12 protein-coding genes, 1 tRNA gene and 2 pseudogenes are annotated in these 18102 nt (G+C 55.7%); 7 read left to right on the plus strand and 8 right to left on the minus strand.

Annotated elements, in window-relative coordinates; translation table 11 throughout:
- Positions 1-624: 624 nt before the first annotated feature.
- From ACX80D_RS17365 to ACX80D_RS17380, 4 genes are all read left to right on the plus strand, one after another.
- The gene (locus tag ACX80D_RS17365; protein WP_459324121.1) at positions 625-1923 is read left to right on the plus strand and encodes an AAA family ATPase; all 1299 of its coding nucleotides are present in this window, start codon (positions 625-627) and stop codon (positions 1921-1923) included.
- Positions 1920-2594, plus strand: a complete 675-nt coding sequence (locus tag ACX80D_RS17370) for an HNH endonuclease (RefSeq protein ID WP_459324122.1) — start codon at positions 1920-1922, stop codon at positions 2592-2594. Before ACX80D_RS17365 ends, ACX80D_RS17370 begins: the two co-directional genes overlap by 4 nt.
- Before the next feature lie 726 nt (positions 2595-3320).
- A complete protein-coding gene (locus tag ACX80D_RS17375) occupies positions 3321-5141 on the plus strand; it encodes an alpha/beta hydrolase family protein (RefSeq protein WP_459324123.1) in 1821 nt (606 codons plus the stop codon).
- A gap of 1069 nt (positions 5142-6210) precedes the next feature.
- Entirely contained in the window at positions 6211-8202 is a 1992-nt protein-coding gene (locus ACX80D_RS17380) for a HelD family protein (protein ID WP_459324124.1), read from the plus strand.
- 463 nt (positions 8203-8665) lie between these two features.
- Here the strand turns inward: ACX80D_RS17380 and ACX80D_RS17385 are convergent, their stop codons facing one another.
- The 4 genes from ACX80D_RS17385 to ACX80D_RS17400 form a co-directional block, all read right to left on the minus strand.
- Positions 8666-9067 carry a hypothetical protein gene (locus ACX80D_RS17385; protein WP_459324125.1) on the minus strand — a complete coding sequence of 134 codons (402 nt, stop codon included), beginning with the start codon at positions 9065-9067 and terminating at the stop codon, positions 8666-8668.
- Positions 9068-9304: 237 nt separating this feature from the next.
- Positions 9305-10294, minus strand: coding sequence for a tyrosine-type recombinase/integrase (locus ACX80D_RS17390; RefSeq protein ID WP_459324126.1), 990 nt, complete (start codon positions 10292-10294; stop codon positions 9305-9307).
- Positions 10291-11214: a tyrosine-type recombinase/integrase gene (locus ACX80D_RS17395; RefSeq protein WP_459324132.1), complete on the minus strand. Its 924-nt coding sequence runs from the start codon at positions 11212-11214 to the stop codon at positions 10291-10293. Before ACX80D_RS17395 ends, ACX80D_RS17390 begins: the two co-directional genes overlap by 4 nt.
- Positions 11214-12404, minus strand: coding sequence for a tyrosine-type recombinase/integrase (locus ACX80D_RS17400; RefSeq protein WP_459324127.1), 1191 nt, complete (start codon positions 12402-12404; stop codon positions 11214-11216). Before ACX80D_RS17400 ends, ACX80D_RS17395 begins: the two co-directional genes overlap by 1 nt.
- Positions 12405-12578: 174 nt before the next feature.
- Between ACX80D_RS17400 and ACX80D_RS17405 the strand changes: the two are divergent.
- The 3 genes and pseudogenes from ACX80D_RS17405 to ACX80D_RS17415 form a co-directional block, all read left to right on the plus strand.
- Positions 12579-12905: pseudogene (locus ACX80D_RS17405) on the plus strand (integrase core domain-containing protein); the annotation flags it as partial.
- 246 nt (positions 12906-13151) lie between these two features.
- Positions 13152-13205: pseudogene (locus ACX80D_RS17410) on the plus strand (hypothetical protein); the annotation flags it as partial.
- 180 nt (positions 13206-13385) lie between these two features.
- Positions 13386-13538, plus strand: coding sequence for a hypothetical protein (locus ACX80D_RS17415; RefSeq protein ID WP_459324128.1), 153 nt, complete (start codon positions 13386-13388; stop codon positions 13536-13538).
- Between the two features lie 79 nt (positions 13539-13617).
- Here the strand turns inward: ACX80D_RS17415 and ACX80D_RS17420 are convergent.
- The 4 genes from ACX80D_RS17420 to ACX80D_RS17435 all read right to left on the minus strand — a co-directional run bounded on the left by ACX80D_RS17420 (position 13618) and on the right by ACX80D_RS17435 (position 17900).
- Positions 13618-13707, minus strand: a tRNA-Ser gene (locus ACX80D_RS17420).
- Positions 13708-14753: 1046 nt separating this feature from the next.
- Entirely contained in the window at positions 14754-16994 is a 2241-nt protein-coding gene (locus tag ACX80D_RS17425; protein WP_459324129.1) for a putative transposase, read from the minus strand.
- A gap of 391 nt (positions 16995-17385) precedes the next feature.
- On the minus strand, positions 17386-17784 hold the full coding sequence (locus ACX80D_RS17430; protein ID WP_459324130.1) for a hypothetical protein: 399 nt from the start codon (positions 17782-17784) through the stop codon (positions 17386-17388).
- Positions 17724-17900, minus strand: a complete 177-nt coding sequence (locus ACX80D_RS17435) for a hypothetical protein (protein ID WP_459324131.1) — start codon at positions 17898-17900, stop codon at positions 17724-17726. Before ACX80D_RS17435 ends, ACX80D_RS17430 begins: the two co-directional genes overlap by 61 nt.
- Between the last annotated feature and the right edge of the window lie 202 nt (positions 17901-18102).

Genomic DNA, 18102 nt, shown 5'->3' on the forward strand with positions numbered 1-18102 from the left:
CACCTCCGAGGCTCTGCCCTAGGCTTCCGGAATCTCACCAACTACGTCGCCAGATCGTTGCTGGAATCCGGAGGCTTCAGACCGAAACTACACTCTGAATTCTGAAGAGCCACTTTAGATACGCTGCCGTAAAAATGTGGAGAGTATTACAAATGCCTGAGAATGATGAGGCCTGAAATGGATAAAACTTGTGGCGAAAAGAAGCGTGGTGGGAACCCGTGCGGTGCTTCAAGGTAGGCAACTCCATCGCGGTGGCCTCAACCATGAATGCTGAGAAGAATGCTCCGGCATTGCCAGCCGCGCCTTCACACTGGAGCAGGTCGCAGAGACGGCGCAGGAGTCAGTCTCATCGATCCGCACCCATTTCCCCACCCAGGACTTGAATGGCGCGTATGCGAAGGGTGGCCCTACGAGTGCGTGAAGGATTCCGTCGGCAGCTCTTGATCGTTTCCGGTAAACCCTTTCCCCGCTAGTAGGTCTTGGCTTGTCATTCTCGTCCATGACAAGCGGCCCACCGACACCGACCCGTACATGACCGCCTGCCCGCGTGGCTCCTCTTTTCTTTGGGGTGCCGAGATTAGCAAGGGCAGTGGCCTCCGTTAGATATGTCGTAGGCTTGCTTTCATGTCGACGCAGAGTGCAACAGTAGTGGTTGAAAATGACGAAGCGCCCGTTTTTCGACGGCTGCAAATCGCCGGCTGGCGACAGCTGGGCGAGATCGAGATTGATTTTCACCCCAGACTAACGGTCCTTACTGGAGCAAATGCGAGTGGAAAAAGCACTTTGTTGGGAATTCTTGCACGCCACTTCGAATGGATTCGAGATTATTCGTCCTCACCTAGTACAAAAGATGGAAATATCTGGTCAACTTTTAGTGTAGATAACGGAATCGACGCCGCACAGGAAACCGAAAGGCACAGAATTGGAAGCCTTACTTATGGTTCGGGCATACAAACTGATATCACACTCCCTCTTAAAAATACAGAGGCACGTTCGTCCTACGCTTTGGAGATGCCTCAGCAACAAGTTGCCAAAGGAGTATTCCTGAATTCTCACCGCCAAGCTGCGGGTGGATACTCTCGCGTCGAGAGCATTCCGACAGCATTTTCTGATCCAGAATTGCTGCTTTCTCAGTACGAGGAAGTAATTCGAAACCGCCTGTTCGGTGTCTTTACGCCTAAAACCCCTCAACTTGTCTTCAAAGAGGCACTCATGGCAGCGGCTGTTTTTGGTGGCAAAGGCAACTCCGCATTAATTCCAGATCACGAAGCGACCGCCATTTGGGAAGGGTATCAAGAGCTCTTAGAGCAGGTCTTACCCGCCTCTCTGGGATTTTCAAGATTGGTGGTTAGGAATCCTGACGTTGTAATTGAGGCGCGGTCTGGGAGCTTCATTCTGGATGACGCGTCTGGGGGCCTAGTTGCCATGATGGAGATGACGTGGCAAATATTCTTGCGCTCTCGCCGACACGCTTCATTCTGCGTTCTCTTGGATGAACCGGAAAATCACTTGCATCCGAGCCTTCAGCGAGAGCTAATTCCATCACTTCTCCGAGCCTTTCCTTCAGTTCAGTTCGTAGTTGCGACGCACAGTCCATTCGTGGTGACTGCTGCAGCGGAATCCAACGTCTACGTCCTCGATTACAATGACGACGGCCGTGTGGATTCAAATAAACTGAATACGGGTAGCAAAGCCAGTGGAGCCGAAGAAACATTGCAAAGAGTGTTAGGGGTTCCTAGTACCATGCCCATCTGGGCGGAGACTGCCTTCGAGAAGATAGTCAAAAGCCACATGAAGTCCGGGATTTCTAGTGCTGGTCTAAGAGTTTTGAGAGATGAGCTTGAACAGCAAGGACTTATTTCCAACTTTTCGACGGCTATATCGCTGATAGTTGACCATGATGGAAGTTCTGAGGGCAATTGAGAGAACTGCGCAAGTGGCCGGAACCAGCCATTCTCGTCAATAATTCTGAAGATTGGACTGAAGCCTATGTTCGAGCTGAATCTAGCGAACGAAAAAAATACGAGCACTGGAGTGCTGATGAAATTAAGCAGACTTTGGATTCGGAAACTGCCAAAAAATGTGCATATTGCGAGGGCTTCATAGGAGACGTTAGCTATCCGCACGTAGAACATATCATTCCAAAATCGTTGCATCCGGAGCTGGCGCACAGTTGGAGCAACTTGACTCTGGCCTGTCAGAAATGCAATATGAAAAAGAGCGACTATTTTTCGCAAGAAAACAATATACTCAATCCGTATAAAGAGAATATTTCCGAGCACCTGACATTTTATGGCGGATTTATCGTTTCAAAGCTTGGTAAAATCAGAGGTGAGATATCCGTCAATCGACTGAATCTCAACAGGATGGAACTTGTCACTTCTCGTATCGCTCGCTTCCAAAGTGTCAAACAGCTCTTGGAGCGCTGGTTCCAGGCAACCGGTGAGCACAAGGAGGTGCTCGCGGAGGCTCTTGTTCTGGATGCGAACGAGGGGGAATTCTCTGCCTCCGTGTGGGCTTTTCTTGGCGAGATGGGATTCGTGCGATTTGTGAGCGACCAAGCTGGCGCTGGTGAAAGAGTTGGGGCAGAATAATAGTTTTCGAAACGACATGACTTGCTTCATAGTCCGTAGGGGGATTTCCTTCAGAAGGAGTCGCTAGAATGAAGTAGTAGGGCAATTGGAGGACCATAGTTCATTTGCAACCGAGTCGCCATAAACCCGCCATAATGAACGGAAGCTGGGGACTTCTTAGTACCTTCTATTGTTCCTTGTCGCAAGCTAGAACAAACGCTAAGGCAGCGTATTGATAAAGGTTAGTAGCCCTGTTTATCTAAAGCGGGGGTCATCAGTTCGAATCTGATAGGGGGCCCATAAAGCCCGGATTTACAGGGATTTTGGAAGTGAGAATGGCCCCGAAAGGGGCCATTCGTCCTTAACTCTCCACAAACTCTCCAGATTAACTCTCCATTTTCGTTATTTGCCGCTAGTTTCCGGTGTTTTTGGGGGGGCATTCATACGGCCCGTCGAAAGCGGGGATTTGTCAGTCTCGGGCGGTTGGACTGGTGCTGCCGATTCCGGGGCGGGTGCCTCCGATTGTGATGCTTGCTCATCAGGTGCTTGAGACTGGTCAAGCGCTGGTCGCGCTTTGCGTTGCGGCTTGAAGGCGTCAGCGACGGCCCTGGTGTCCAAAACCCCTTGGCGTTCTTCGCCGAGACCAGTGAAGTACGCCAGGAAATACGCTAGGGATCGCTATACTGACCCGGAAGCTTAGGGGATTCACTCGCGGATGCCCAAGAGGCCGCGATGAATGGAGTTTTCTTGTTAATCGAACCGATCTTACTGTTCTTGCATGGTGTTGGGGACGGGGATCCTCATGACAAATGGCTGGGCCACCTGTCCGATTCCCTCGAGCATTTGGGATACACCGAGCTGGACAAAGTCAAGGTGATTGCGCCGAAGTATGCACACGCGCTTAAGGGTTTCGATGACAACGACGCACTCCCAGATTTGACAATCAAACTGCCTGTCCGTGAGGCTGCTATGCAGAATCGCAGGGACTTTGAACGCCGTATGGGTGCTGTGGAGTTCCGGTTGGGGCGTTCGAATAGTGGGGCTGGCTGGGGCGGCGCTGAGACGGTTGTCAATGCGGCTTTTGGGCTGTCCCCGTTCAAAGCAGTGAAAAACTACATGAGTACTCCGCAGATTCGCGCACTGGTTTTGAACCGGATACTCGGGCAGCTCCCCAGGGATGGGCGGATAGTCATCATTGGGCATAGCTTAGGATCGGTGATCGCTGCTGACTTGGTGCGCCGCCTGCCCGTTGGTCTTGAAGTTGCTGGCATGGTGACTATTGGCAGTCCCTTGGCCAATGGAAATTTCGACGACGGCAAGCTGCGGAATGATTTGAAGGATCCCCCTGCAAACCTGGGCTGGTGGGTGAATTTCTGGAATGTCCTGGACCCGGTAGCGGCTCACCGCGGAGTTTCATCCGTGTTCCCTTGGATGGTCGATTTCCGCATTTCAACCAAGGTGGATACTCACGTTCACGACGCGGAGCAGTACCTCTCCAACCGGACTGTTGCGGAAGCAGTCGGATTCGGTCTTTTCGGTTCGCGGTCGCGGGAAGTCGAGGTCATTGACACTGGCTTCGATATTCCTCTGGATATGGGCGAGCAGTATGCGCTGGCGGCCTTGCGCTACTCATATCTGATAAATGCGCGGCTAACTGGAGAAATTCAGGACCGTCATACCGGTGCGCTCCGAGCTGTGCAGGCGACCACCGTCGACCGTATTAGGATGCGCAACAATGGCGAAAATCGGCCTATGCCCGCGCTTGTTGCACGCCTCGCCTTTGATGCGTCGGACCCCACCTCCACCGTGCCCGAGCCGCTCCCTAGCAAGCATATGGGAAAGGAAGACGCCGTGGCGCTATTGACTACTTTGGCCGTGGAGAACATTATCCAGCCGTTTGAAATCTCAATCCCGAAGGACAAGAAAGAGAAAGTAGACAAGCGGGAAGAAGCCATGATGGATCTGGCTGCTGAAATGGGATTGGGAAGCAAATACGGTTCTGATGTATTCGCGGCTGTGAAATCTGCGCACGAGGCACTCAGCGATGGCCGTCCAGTGAACTGGGTTAAGTGGGTTGTTCTTGGCGCCGGAGCAGCCGCGCTCGTGGTGGCGACCGGTGGGCTGGTGCTTGCTCCCGCCGCTGGTCTGGCTGGTGCCGCTGCGATTACGAGTGCTCTCGCGAGTTTTGGACCCGGCGGTATGATTGGTGGCCTATTGACTGCGGGGACACTGGCCACCGCTGGTGGTGGTGGCATCGCATTTAGCCTTGCCAGCTCGGGGACCAGCGCAGAAACTCTCGAAGCAGTTGTGGAGCGTCAGCTCGCCACGGCAATTCTGCGCAAGCTTCAAAACCTTGAACCAAATCCCCTCATCTGGATCACTCTTGTTCAAATCGAGAGCGAAGTGCGTCGTCAGCATGAACGACTCGACGAGTTCTCCGACGAAACAGGACCGGCACTCACCGAGCTGAAGCGAAAGATCGTGGCAGTTGAGCGGGCGCTGGCCTACCTACGAGATAACGGACTTGAACCAGTTGTTGTTTTCGATGACGAGGTTGCACTGGTCTAGCGGGGGACACGCTGCAACGTAGTCCTGCATGTTTGCACGTTCACCCTCAATATGACTGCGCACCAAGCTGGCGGAGACAATACTTACGGTGCACCCCTCAGCGTGTTGGTCAACTGCCGACAGCTGCCTGAATCGTCTCGGGAATCGTGCCGCCGCTTAATTTGCGTCATCGTACGTTGGCTCAACCGAACCGATCAACGGGCGGCTGACGATCGGAGCCATGAATGAAACGACTTGCAGGCTGAATGCGATGAATCAAGAGCAAAATTGCCAACACAATGCGACGTCTAATTGGCTCTGCCCGAGGCCGCGCAGCAGCCCTGTGGGAGTTCCCACCACGTCACACAAAACTCATCCATATCAGTGCAAAGTGGAGCGTATTTAGTATCACTCATTGTCGTAATCTGGCCATGCAGAAAAAGATGAAAGCGGCCCATTGAGCACCAAATGAACACGAATCAGGTAATCATCAAGTGACATGAGGCGACCTTACAAGGATTAACACGCCCTGCAAGTAAAATATGACGCCACTTTCATCGTGGCGAGCTGGTAGCGGACCTTGCGGAGGTTGGATTTGAACTCGGCTTCAAAGAATGTCACACCAAGTCGGTATGGTGATATCGATCACCGTTTAGACCTAAGACCTTGCCCTGGAGGCGGACCCATGAGTGTGGAGACTATTCTTGTCGATGACCAAGCTGTCGAAGTATTGGAAGAACAAGAATTTTTTGACAGCGCCGTTGTCCAGCGGGAGCGAGCCTCAGCATGGAAGGACCCAGCTAATTGGTCCGGTGGAACAGCGGCTGAACGCAGAGGGATGCAGCGTATTCGGGACGCCAAGACGGCGTTCTCCCCTGACGACCCCGTAGCATTTGGAAGCATAACGATGGAAGACGGGGAGACGCATCATGTGGGGTTGATGCCAGTCTTCAACGAAGACCGAGAAGCGCTGGTCATTAGTTGGCAGACGCCCATCGGTGCACGCTACAACCAAGCAACGTACCGGGATCCGCAGGGGTTGAGCTCCAAGAGGGCCATTGAGGCGCCACGGAACAAGGTGGCGTCCGTCATGGACACCTACTTTGCTGACGTTGAAGCCAAGGTGGCTGCGCTTAGTGGTGAGCCAAAACCGGACGACGCATTGCTGAAGTCGTTGCAATCTAGCCGTGATGGCGTGATGTCTGAAATTGCTAGCACGATCCAAGCTGCGCAGGACCAAATTATTCGAGCTGACAAGGATCAGCTGCTGGTCGTCCAAGGCGGGCCGGGTACCGGTAAGACCGCCGTAGCTCTACACCGGGTTTCCTGGCTACTTTACAATTTTCCTGCTGATTTGAAACCAACCGACATTCTTGTTGTTGGCCCAAACCCAACGTTCACTCGCTACATTAGTAAGGTTCTGCCATCGCTTGGTGATGACAATGTAGTCCAGAAGGCCTTGAAGGACCTGCTGGCGCCTGGAACAAGTGCAACAGGTATCGATAGCGACGAAGCCGCGGAACTTAAGGGTTCTCAGATCATGATTGATCTGTTGTCCACAGCTCTGAAGGACAGGGTTCGAGAGCCGTCAGCGCCCGTGAGTATCAGGCTTCGCAACAGTGGAACGAGCGTGGAGTTGGATCACGTCGCTATTGCGGAGCGATTGCATCAGCTTTTTCGCGGGACCTATTCCGACGGTCGATCACTATTTAGAGACTATCTCGTGGAACTGGCTGGTGTAGCACGGGGACATCTTGCCGGGACAGCAACGGCCGAAATGTTCGAAATCAGGTCTCTTGATGCCGCAACGGAGCGGATTTGGCCGCAGTTGTCACCGCAGCAGTTTCTCCGAGACCTCCTTGGGTCCAAAGAGCGTTTGCTCAAGGCGTCGCCGAAGCAGTTTTTAGCGTCGAGTATTGAGACTTTGTATCGGCCTTCAGCGGACAAGATGAGTGATGAGCAGTGGACGTTGGCCGATCTCGCATTGTTGGATGAGGCCTCAGCCCTCTTGAGGGGCGAGCCCGAAAAATTCGGCCACATTGTGGTGGACGAGGCACAGGACCTCTCTGAAATGCAGTTGGCAGCCATCCGGCGACGCTCCAGAACTGGCGCCATGACAATTGTTGGTGACATTGCCCAATCAACAGGACCGCACGCTTCAGAAGACTGGGACATAACGAAGACGGCACTCTCTTCCAACCTGCCAATCAACGAGGTGACACTGGAGCATGGTTACCGGGTACCTAGAGAAGTCTTTGAAGTCGCGCTGCCAGTCCTGAAAGCTGCCGCACCGAGCATAGTTCCTCCTCAAATTGTCAGAGATTCAGGAGTTAACCCGACATTTGAGAGCGTGGATCAGCAAGAGTTCTACAGCCGCGTGGTCGATGTGATTCGAGAACACTCAGCCAGCGGGCGATCAGTGGGGGCCATTGCCCAACTGGACCAGTGGGATGGAATTCGAGACGAGCTCGTTGCGCGGAACAGCAAATGGAACGAATCCACGTCCGGGGGATTGGGCGATGCCATAAATCTGGTGACGCCCGAAGACGCCAAAGGCCTGGAATTTGATGCAGTTGTTGTGATTGATCCACAATCCATCCTGGATCTGCCGCGAGGTGAGCGCTTTCTGTACATTGCACTCACGAGAACAACAACCTTTATGGACATCGTCTACCCGACTGGACGACTCCCTGAAATTCTTGGGTCTGAACCCGGCAATTTCGAACCGCAAAGTTCCGGTGACGCGGCTGATGACCCAGTTGAGCTTCTGCCAGAAACGAATTTCGACTCATTCACGGCCGGGGCGCACGAGGACCTGCGCGACGAGAGCACGAATGATGCTCCTGCCGACGAGGCAAGCCAAGATTTGCCTGTCGCCAACGATGAATCGGAAGCGGGCAATCGCGCGGGTTCAAGGGAGCGCCGTACTGCGGGTTCGGGCAAGAAATTGTCTGGAGCCGCGCTGAAGAGTGTGGAATCGAATGCGCGCATTTTGCTCGAGGAACTCATGGACATCTCGCCGAAGAAACATTGGAATGCAGTTCTCGAAGAACTTCTCAGGTTGGTCGACGAGGACGATTGAACTGGCACTTGATTGTTGCCGCTTTTTTGAGAAGGCCGCTCTGTTTTTCATGTTCAGCATCCACCAGTGAGGTGACGACCTCAGCGAATTGGCGGATCGTGTTTACAGGCCAGAGCCCATTTGACCGAGTCCTATCAAACCTACCCGTTTGAAGAAAAATCAACGTCAATCTAGTAGCTATCGTTGTTGCGTTTATGCTGCTGCCCCAATGATCAAAAGCCATCAATGGCAAGCAGGAAGCGACCATTGGGTCTACAGCGGGGTCATCAGTTCGAAGCTGATAGGGGGCCCATAAAGCCCGGATTTACAGGGATTTTGGAAGTGAGAATGGCCCCGAGAGGGGCCATTCGTCCTTAACTCTCCACAAATTCTCCAGTTTAACTCTCCATTTTCGTTATTTGCCGCTAGTTTGCGCTGCTTTTGGAGGGTCCTCATGAGGCTCATGATCCTCTAAATGTGGAGATTATTCAATGTCCGGCGGCGGGGCTGGTGCTGCCGAATCAGGCACTGAATCCTCCTTTCGTGGAGACTGTCCGTCAGCGTTTGAGGCTTGTTCATGCTTTGGTCGAGATTCGCGTTTCGGCTTGAAGGCGTCAATGGCGGCCCTGGTGTCCAAAGCCCCACGGCGTTCTTCAATGTAGTGCTCCTGAGTCATGGCCACCTTTGAATGGCCGGCTTGGTAGGCGGCTGCCTCCGGGCCCATGGTCCTAGCAATGATGGTCGAATTGGTTTTCCTGAAGGTCTTCAGTGTCACCCAGTCGTACCCAATGGCGTCCGCCGCCACGCGCCAGATTTTTCCCACGTTGTTTGCGTCCATCACGGTGCCGGTGGATGACGGATAGATCAGTCCGAGCGGATTGGACATTGCTGATTTTGTTTGTCGGAGGCGGCGTTTGCGAAGCTGCTTGACGTGGAAGTCAGGGACCGTGAGTTGGCGGATGCTGTGCTTGGTTTTTGGATGGTCCTGGATCCTGACTCACTGTTATTCCGAATTCGGAATAACTCAGATTATGCCGTGGCCGTGATTATGCCGAGTACGGTCTTGTGCGCGCGTGTTTGTGCTGGTCAGGAGCCTGTCGCCGCTTGAACTATTCGGCATAATTCACAGGGTGTCGAGGTAAGCGAGCAGCGAGTCGGTTGGTTTGTAGCGGTTCGGGGTGTGCTCCAAGGGGGTGGTCTTATCGAGGGCTCGTTGCTTGATGGCCAGATCGGCGTGCAGATAGATTTGGGTTGAGGCGATACTTTCGTGGCCGAGCCAGAGTGCGATAACTGAGATGTCCACTCCTGCTTCGCGCAGAAACATGGCAGCACTGTGGCGCAGCACATGAGGAGTAACTCGTTTGGTTGCCAGCGAGGGGCAATTGGATGTCGCGACGGTGACGTATTTGTTGAGGAGCCATTCAACGGCGTCGGTGCTCAATGGTGTGCCGTGTCGGCTGGGGAACAAGGGCGCCGCAGGTGGGCCCTCATGAGCATTCAACCACTCCCGCAGAGTGGCGACGGTCCCTGTCGTCAAGGGAGTGGCGCGCTGTTTTCGGCCTTTGCCACGGCAACGAACGTGTGGTCCGGAGGTCAGGGTGATGTCGTCGCGGCACAGACTGGTGAGTTCTGAGACGCGCAAACCGGTTTGGACTGCGAGAGTGAGCAGCGCGTGGTCACGACGACCGATCCAGGTGTCCTTATTCGGGATGGCAAGGATAGCTTCGACTTCCTTTTTGCTCAGGAACGCAACGATGCCCTGATCGAATCGTTTCTGCGGGATAGCAAGAACGCGCGAGATCAGGCCGGCGAGTTCCGGGTGCTCGAGAGCTGCGAATTTGAACAGTGAATGGATCGCAGCCAGGCGTGCGTTGCGGCTTCGCACGGTGTTGCCCCGCACAATTTCCAGATAGGTCAGGAACGCGCCAATCGTCGGGGCGTCGAGATCTGCGAGTTCCAGCTTTTCCGGGGCGATCCGCTTCGTCTCGGCGATGAAGCCGAAGAGCAGCCGGAACGTGTCCCGGTAGGCAGCGACGGTATCTGGGCTGGCCTGCCGTTGCATGATGAGTCGGTCGGTAAAAAACTTTTGCAAGGTCGGAGCAAGGGTGTTCATGGCAGTTCTCCCAAGAATTCTTCAAGGCGGGCTCCAACGATGGCAAAGAGCTCGGGCGCGGCTTGGAGATACCAGTAAGTGGATGCCGGATCGCTGTGCCCAAGAACAGCAGACAGTAGCGGCATGCGTGCATCTACATCGACATGTTGTTCATGCCAGTCGATAAGTTGACGAACCGCGAAACTATGCCGCAGATCATGAGGTCGGGGCCGGGGACGTTGCCCTCGTCCGGTCAGGCCGGCCAGATCGATCAAGTGCGGAAACGTTGCGTGAATTGAATCTTTGCTCATCCGGGTTCCCCGTATCGAGACAAACACCGATGGCGACACCGGTTCCGGGAAAAGGCGATCGACGCAATCGAAATATTGCCGCAGTGCATGAAGGGTTGTTTCGTGCAACGGCACCTTCCGGCCGCCGCTCTTGGCCTGCCGGACAATCAGAAGAAGCTGATTTTCCTCGATGTCCTCTCGGTTGAGAGCCAACGCTTCACCAAGTCGCAGGCCAGTGACTGACAGGAGCCCGATGATGGTTTCGTAGGTGGCGGCGCGCAGAGGCGGATTCAGGGATCTACTGACTGTCATCAGAGCGGCGATGTCAGCAGCAGAGTACAGATACGGTGCCAACCGCTGTGTTCGTGCCGGTATCAGCTCACGTGGCGGCACCTCAGTATCAGGGTCGATATTAACCAAGTATTCGGCAAAGCCTCGCACCATGCCCAGACGTTGGCGCCACCATACCGGGTGGGCATTTACTGGCTGGATTGCCCATGCAAGGGCCAGTTCGGTGCTGACATGCTCGGCTCCATGAAGGTTCAAAAAACTAATGAAGTCCGGCAGTAAAGACCCGGCATCAACGAGCTTGAAGCCCAGACCACGACGCATGGCCAGATACGAATCAACTTCCATCAACAGGTCGGTCATCACGCACCAGGCCAAGGACGCGCCAACTCGCGCATCAGCACGGAGTCGACGGTGGCATAGGAAACAGTGACTGCCATATTGCGATGTCGCATGACCTGTGCGATTTCCGGCCATGAAGCGCCATGACGGACCAACTGCGTCGCAGTGCCATGGCGTAGCTGGTGTGCTCCCCACGCAGGCAATCCAACACGCTTGCACAGACGTGTCACGACGTCCCCAACACCGGCCGGGCTCATCGGTCCTTCCGGCGCTCTCATTTGAACGAACAAGGCCCGGCAGCCCGGCGGGACTCGGCGATGGCTGTCCTGGAGGTAGCGAACGATAGCCTCTCCGACATCCTGAGGAAGTGGGAGTACATCGTGACGGTGGCCCTTTCCTCGAATCGTGATTTCACCATCTCGCCAGTCGATGTCATCAACCCGCAACCCAGCGACCTCGCCGCGGCGAAGTCCCAACCGCCACAAAACAGTCAAGATCGCACTGTCGCGCACCCCGACATCGCGACTGCAATCGCAGCCACCGAGAAGTCGTCTGAAATCGACCTCCTCGAGTTCACACGGCACCTTGTGACGATGCCCAGCAACCTTCGGAAGTGCCGACATCAGTGGCTGGGCAGTGACACCTATAATGTGAAGGAACCGCAGAAACGATGCCAGCGCACTCACTGTTTTCTTCGACCACCCGACGCTTGAACGCCCACAAAGAGCGACCAAATAGGCGGTGATCTCTGCCGCCGTGAGCTCCTCCAACGAGTGGTCCAACGTGCTGCAGAAACCTTCAGTGATGCGCATGGCATCCGATATCGAGCTCGCCCCAAGGCCACGCTCGGTGACCAAATAGCCTCGATACTGCTCAAGAGTCCGTGAGACCGGATCGGATGGCAGGGAGACTTGACTAGGCACAGCACCGATCCCGCGCAAATACGCGAGGGGAACCGCAAAGTTCCTGACTGACACGAACGTTGCCAGCCCCTGAGCCCGTCGCTCCCGAACCAACCGCTCCACGCAAGAATCGTCCAGCTCATCCGCCGTGAGACCGTGGTCGCGTAACCACCGATTCAGAGTTGCAAGCTGCCGCAGCCGCCAACGAACCGATTCCGGCAAATACCCTACGCCCTCCAGATGCTCCCGAAATCCTTCCTCATACAACTTAAGCGGACCCGCATTCCCTGCTCGCTGGTGCCTCATCATGGCCTCCTCTGAACGAAAAACCCGTACAGAGCAAGCATCAACCCACGACCTGAATTATGCCGAATAGTTCAAGCGGCGACAGGCTCCTGACCAGCACAAACACGCGCGCACAAGACCGTACTCGGCATAATCACGGCCACGGCATAATCCGAGTTATTCCGAATTCGGAATAACAGTGAGTCACTTTTCAAGACCATGAAATACGGTCCGACCTTCCCGGAACGCTTCGCGTCCCTGGGCGATGCACGGGCCTTCATCAGCGAATTCGTGGACTGGTACAACCATCACCACCAGCACTCCGGCATCGGGTTCCATACCCCCGCCAACGTGCACTACGGCTTCGCGGCCGGCATCGCAGAGAAACGCTCACAAACCTTGGCAGCAGCACGAACCAAACACCCGCACCGATTCACCAAGACCACCGACCCGAAAATCCTCGCCCTCCCCGGACCGGCATGGATCAACGAACCAAAAGAATCCACCGAAAAAATAGCGGCCTAACGGCCAACTAACTCACCTTGGTACCGCTTGACTTGAAAAATTCCGCTGCGCCAACGTACGGTTACCCGGCCTCAACCCTGACAGACAACGGGATGGTCTACACGACCCGATTCGCGCACGGGAAAGGGGGCCCGAACGCTTTCGAGAACCTTGTGAAGAAATGGGGAATCATCCAGAAAAACGGCTCGACGTATCATCCGCACTCAAGGGAAAATTGAGCGTTTCCACCAGACCCTCAAGAAATGGCTGGCACTCCAACCACCCGCAGGCAGCTGCCGTGATCTAGATGAACAGCTGGCACGGTTTCAACACATCTTCAACCAGGAACGCCCCCACAGGGCGCTGGACCGCAAGACCCCGGCTGAGGTCTACACCTCACTACCCAAAGCCGCACCGGCACAGCCCTCAGAGCGCCATTGGCGAGTCCGCTACGACAAGATCGACAGCACCGGCACGGTCAGCCTGCGCTATGAAGGGGCCATGCGACACCTGGCCATCGGCCGAGCTCACAAGGGAAAACCCGTCATCGTCCTCATCGCCGGACCCGAAGTCATGATCGCCGACGCCATTACTGGCGAACTCCTTGCAGAACACACCATCGACCCCAGCAAAAGTTACCAACCCAAAAAATAACGAAAGCCCCCTCCCGAAGGAGAGAGCTTCTGTCAACAATGTCCCGCTACATCAGTCAACGATGTAGCGACACATCACATGGCGGTGACGGTGGGATTTGAACCCACGTCAGGCTCTCACCTGAACAACATTTCGAGTGTTGCACCTTCGGCCGCTCGGACACGTCACCAAAGTCAAAGGTTACCGGAGCAACAGTACCAGAACCCAAACTGGACTATGGCACCAAGTTGCTGGACGGTATCAGATGACAATCGCCGCGAGTCCCTGTACCTGCGCCGTGGCCGGAGACCCGTGCTCAGCGAAGCGGAACTGCTCTGTCTAGCGGTCGCCAACAAATGCTGGGATTCTCTTCGGCGTCTCTTGAGCCTCGACGTCACCGAAGCAATAGGATCTGGTGTCTACGACGTGACTTGTGGACGACATCTGAGAGTACTTGTGTAAAGTAAACACCGTACAATACAGGTTTATGTTCGAGTAGTATAGACGTCTGCCCAGGACTCTGGTTCATAGTCAAGGGGTGCATCATGGCGCACTTCGTGACTGCATCTGGTGCACTGCCAGACAGTATGGCCTCCAGTTTCGTTGTCACCATGTATCTCCACTAACAACATGTCCGAACCAGCGTGGTCGTCGGCATGGGTTGAACTGCCGCACAATACTGGGTTGACGGTCACTGGTCAAAACCTTTCTCCTATGAAGCGGAACTTATTGACTCAAATGGCGAATAGTTGGGTGGATGTTTCGTCGTTACAAATCTGGCTCTGATTGAAGCGTATCAACTTGACTAGGCGAGAGGGCCGCAAGATACTGGCGTGGACGGAGAGAGTCGAATTGCCAACACAGCACCCGTCCTTTGATGGTTGGATGTCACCGGTCCTTTTCAGGAGCGTTCTGTAGACCAAAAGACCGATATTGCGTGTTTTCGGTTTGGGCCAGCTCGTTCGGGTTCGTGGGTTGGGTTGGAGATACCGGCGACCGTCAACTTGGATGGATTTTTGAGTGGTCTCATCGAGGAGGCGGAGTTTCACGAATGGCACAGCCGCTGGTAAGGCCCGGAACTACACCTTAGAGTGGGTTCATGTCGCCCCAGCCGTTCTCTATGCACCCATCGTGGGATCGGATGTACGCGTCCGGAATAACCGTGCAGGAAATCGCGGACTTCACAGGCCGTGTCAGGTTCAGGGCTCTTGACATGGTGAGGTAATCGATGTGGGGTCAGTCGCTGTTTTTGATTTTGTAGCGCAGGATCAGGGTGGTGCCGGGGTAACAGGTTTTCGTTGCGCTGAGGTGTTCGCACAGCTTGGCGGCTGCCATCGTTTTGGCCTGGGTGGGTAGCGGCTCGAGAGTGATGGTGAGGTGGCCCCGTTTGGTGGTGTCGATGTCTCCGGGCTGGTTGAGTATCTGGCGCATCAGTGCGTGTGCTTCCTGGTTGGCACGTCGGTAGCCGGTATTGGTGCGGATCTCCCGGGCGAGGGTCATCGCGGTGTTGTAGGCCGCCATGCGGATCCCGGTATGGATCATTTTCGTTTCGGTATCCAGGACTTGCTGGCCCGGGCTCAGATCACCCAGACGCAGCTTCGCAGGGATTTTCTTGTGGGCTTTCTCCGCGGCGATCAACGCGTTTTCGGCTTCCCACAAGGGTGCCATGGCCTGGTTGTGCATGGCACTGGTGACTGTTACGGAAAGTTCCTTGGAGCCTTCTGCCGGGGTTTTTAGCGCCATCAGGTTGATATCGGCAATGGCAGCAGCCTGGGCATGGGCGTTCCGGGCGGCCACGACTTTTTGATACGACTTGGCTTTGGCCGGGTTGGGCACGATCCGCTCTTGATCGTCATCGGTGCTGGCGTAGGAATCGTGGGAGTCCAGGTCAAAGTGCATACGGGCGTAACGGAACTGGTTTTCCTGCCGCCACCGGTTTCCCATCCGATACACCACTTCCCCAGCAGGAAGGGTCCGGTCGGTGGTGAGGATATGAATCTGACGCGCTCCGCCACCAGTGGTGGCTACAACCCGGCTGAGCTGGCGGATCTGGAACACTTCACCATTCTTCTTCGTCGTGGTCAGGGGCAGATCAACGAGGGTATCGGCCACGACCCAGGTTTTTACTTCACCGTGTTCGTCTGTGTGGGAGACCTCGTGGAAGTGCTCTTCGGTGATGTCCGCGGTCTCGCCCTTGCGCCAGGTCAGCACATCAAAACCGTTCTCCTCCATGTGTTTGAACAGGGTTGGTGACCAGCCACCACGGTCAAAACCGACCAGCACCCGCCGCTCGTCCCCAACAGCAACACGTAGTTCTGGCAGGAGGCCGCGCAGTTCACCGGCCAAGGACGCACCCGGGGCCGCCATGACAACGAACACGGGTGCGCCGTTAGCGTCGCTGACCCAGGTTTCCTCGGTCGCCGGGACCGGGAACTTCAACCTCGTGGAGTAGAGCTTGCCGATCTTCTTCGTGCCCTGATAGGCGCGCACGTGCCCATCAACATAGAGGATCGCTGCCAGGTCCTCCCCACCAGGACCGCTCGCTTTGAGGTGGTGGGCAGCCAGAGCCGCAATCAACTCACCAGCTTTGCCCCTCCGGGCAAGTTGGTTGATCTTGCGGCGGATGGTCTTTACTTCCGGGGCCCGATCCATGCCCAACACCCGGCCAAGCTCTACCGGGTCAAAGCGGGTTGCTCCCTCGGACCGGGATTCTCCCGCCAACGCACGCAACACCGCATCGATGAGGACGGTTTCCAGCCCGTAGAACCCATTCGGCAGCGCACCGTACGCGTCTTTCGCACACTCGAGCAGGCCGGTCGTTTCCACAGCGGGAATGGCCAGAAACAAGCCGGCATGCCGGGCACCGGTGGCAGGGGCAAAGACCGGGACAGCGGATTGCAGCAGCCCCGCCCTAGCCGCAGCCCGTTCACCGGAACGATCCATCGGGGCAGGTGGGAGCGGTAATTCCTGCTGAGCGGGTGACTTTTCAACCACGGCGCCAGGATCAGCCGTGGCGGCCTGATTCAGTGGGGTTTCAGCCATGGCCATGGCGCGCCGGACCGTGTCAGTAGAGACCCCGGTCGCTGCAGCGGTTGCCCGCAGGCTCGCCCCACCGGCGCGATGAGCACGAATTTCTACTGCCTTCTCCTGCGTGAGCAGTGAGGGACGCTTGGGCCCCTTCTTCACCGGAGCGAGTCCCATCAATCCGGTGTTTTCAAGGGACTTGCGCCAACGCCTCAGCGACTCGGTATTGATGCCGAAGCCGGCGGCAACTTCATTGACCTGGGCTACCCCGGTATCCACGAGCTGGGAGGCTGCGAACCGCCGGATCCCGTCCTGCCCGGACTCCCAGACAAAGGCCAACTGGCCATTGATGAAGACTTTGCCACCAGCGGCGTTCTCCATCAGTGCAGCACGATCACCAATGAGCGTGGCGCCGAGGTCGGCCAGTACGGGAAAGTCAGTCTGGGTGGTCATTGAAACCATTGTTTCACCCACCCGCACCAATAATCATCACGCCTTTATTATCTCACAAAAGGGTGGAAATTAACAGCCAGGGCCAAGATGAAAACCCCGTCAATCCAACGAAGTCGAACACCCACTAAATCGCTATGTCAAGAGCCCTGGTTCTACCGTGCATCGGCATTTACAGCTCCGAGAGAGGGCCAGCGAGGACTTCCGTGATGTGCATGATGCTGCAAGGAAAGCCCGCGGTTCTGACTGGCCACCTACGCGGTAGCAGCATAGCTACAAGGAAGTCCAGGACTTCTACCAGGCGAATGGGAGGCTCCCCGGCGACGAGGATGAAGCCGAACATTGCCTAGCAAAATGGCTCTAGAGTCAGCGCACCTTGCATCGCCGCGGAGCTTCACCGGCCATTAAAATCACTCTGATGGATATGATCCCGGACTGGGATGCAACACCGCCGAGAACAACCCTTGATGACCATTGGCGGCAACGCCTCCTCGCGCTGGTGGTATTCGTCGCCGAGACCGGACAGATGCCCCGCTACAAGCCCCACTAACCACGAAGTGCCGCTCTGGTTGAACATTTGGTACATGAGGGCGTGGGCTTCTTGGTTCGCGCGCCGATAGCCGGTGTTGGTGCGGATCTCGGGGGCGATCGTCACCAATGTATTGTAGGCGGCCATACGGATACCGGTGTGAATCAGTTTGACCTCGGTATCTAGGACTTGCTGGCCGGGGTTCAGGTCACCGAGACGGATCTTCGCCGGGATTCCCTGGTGGATCTTTTCAACAGCAACCAAAGCAGTTCTGCTTCCCAGACTGGTGCCATGGCCTGGTTGTGCATGGCACTGGTCACCGTGACTTCATCGGTGCCTTCGGCCGGGGTTTTCAACGCCAGCGGGTTCAGATCAGCCACGGCTGCTGCTTCTGCGTGATGGCGCCGGCCGGCAACAACTTTCTGGTAGGCACGTGCCCGTCTACTACAAACCGGACGGGGGCCAGGTCTTCAGGGCGGCTGCAAAGTCGTTTAGCTGGTAGTGATGCCGGCTAGTTTGAGGGCGCGATCCGGGTAGTTGCGGGCACCACGGGTGGCTTTGGCAAGGTTAGTTTCTCCTTGC

The sequence above is a fragment of the Arthrobacter sp. Sr24 genome, assembly GCF_054511175.1.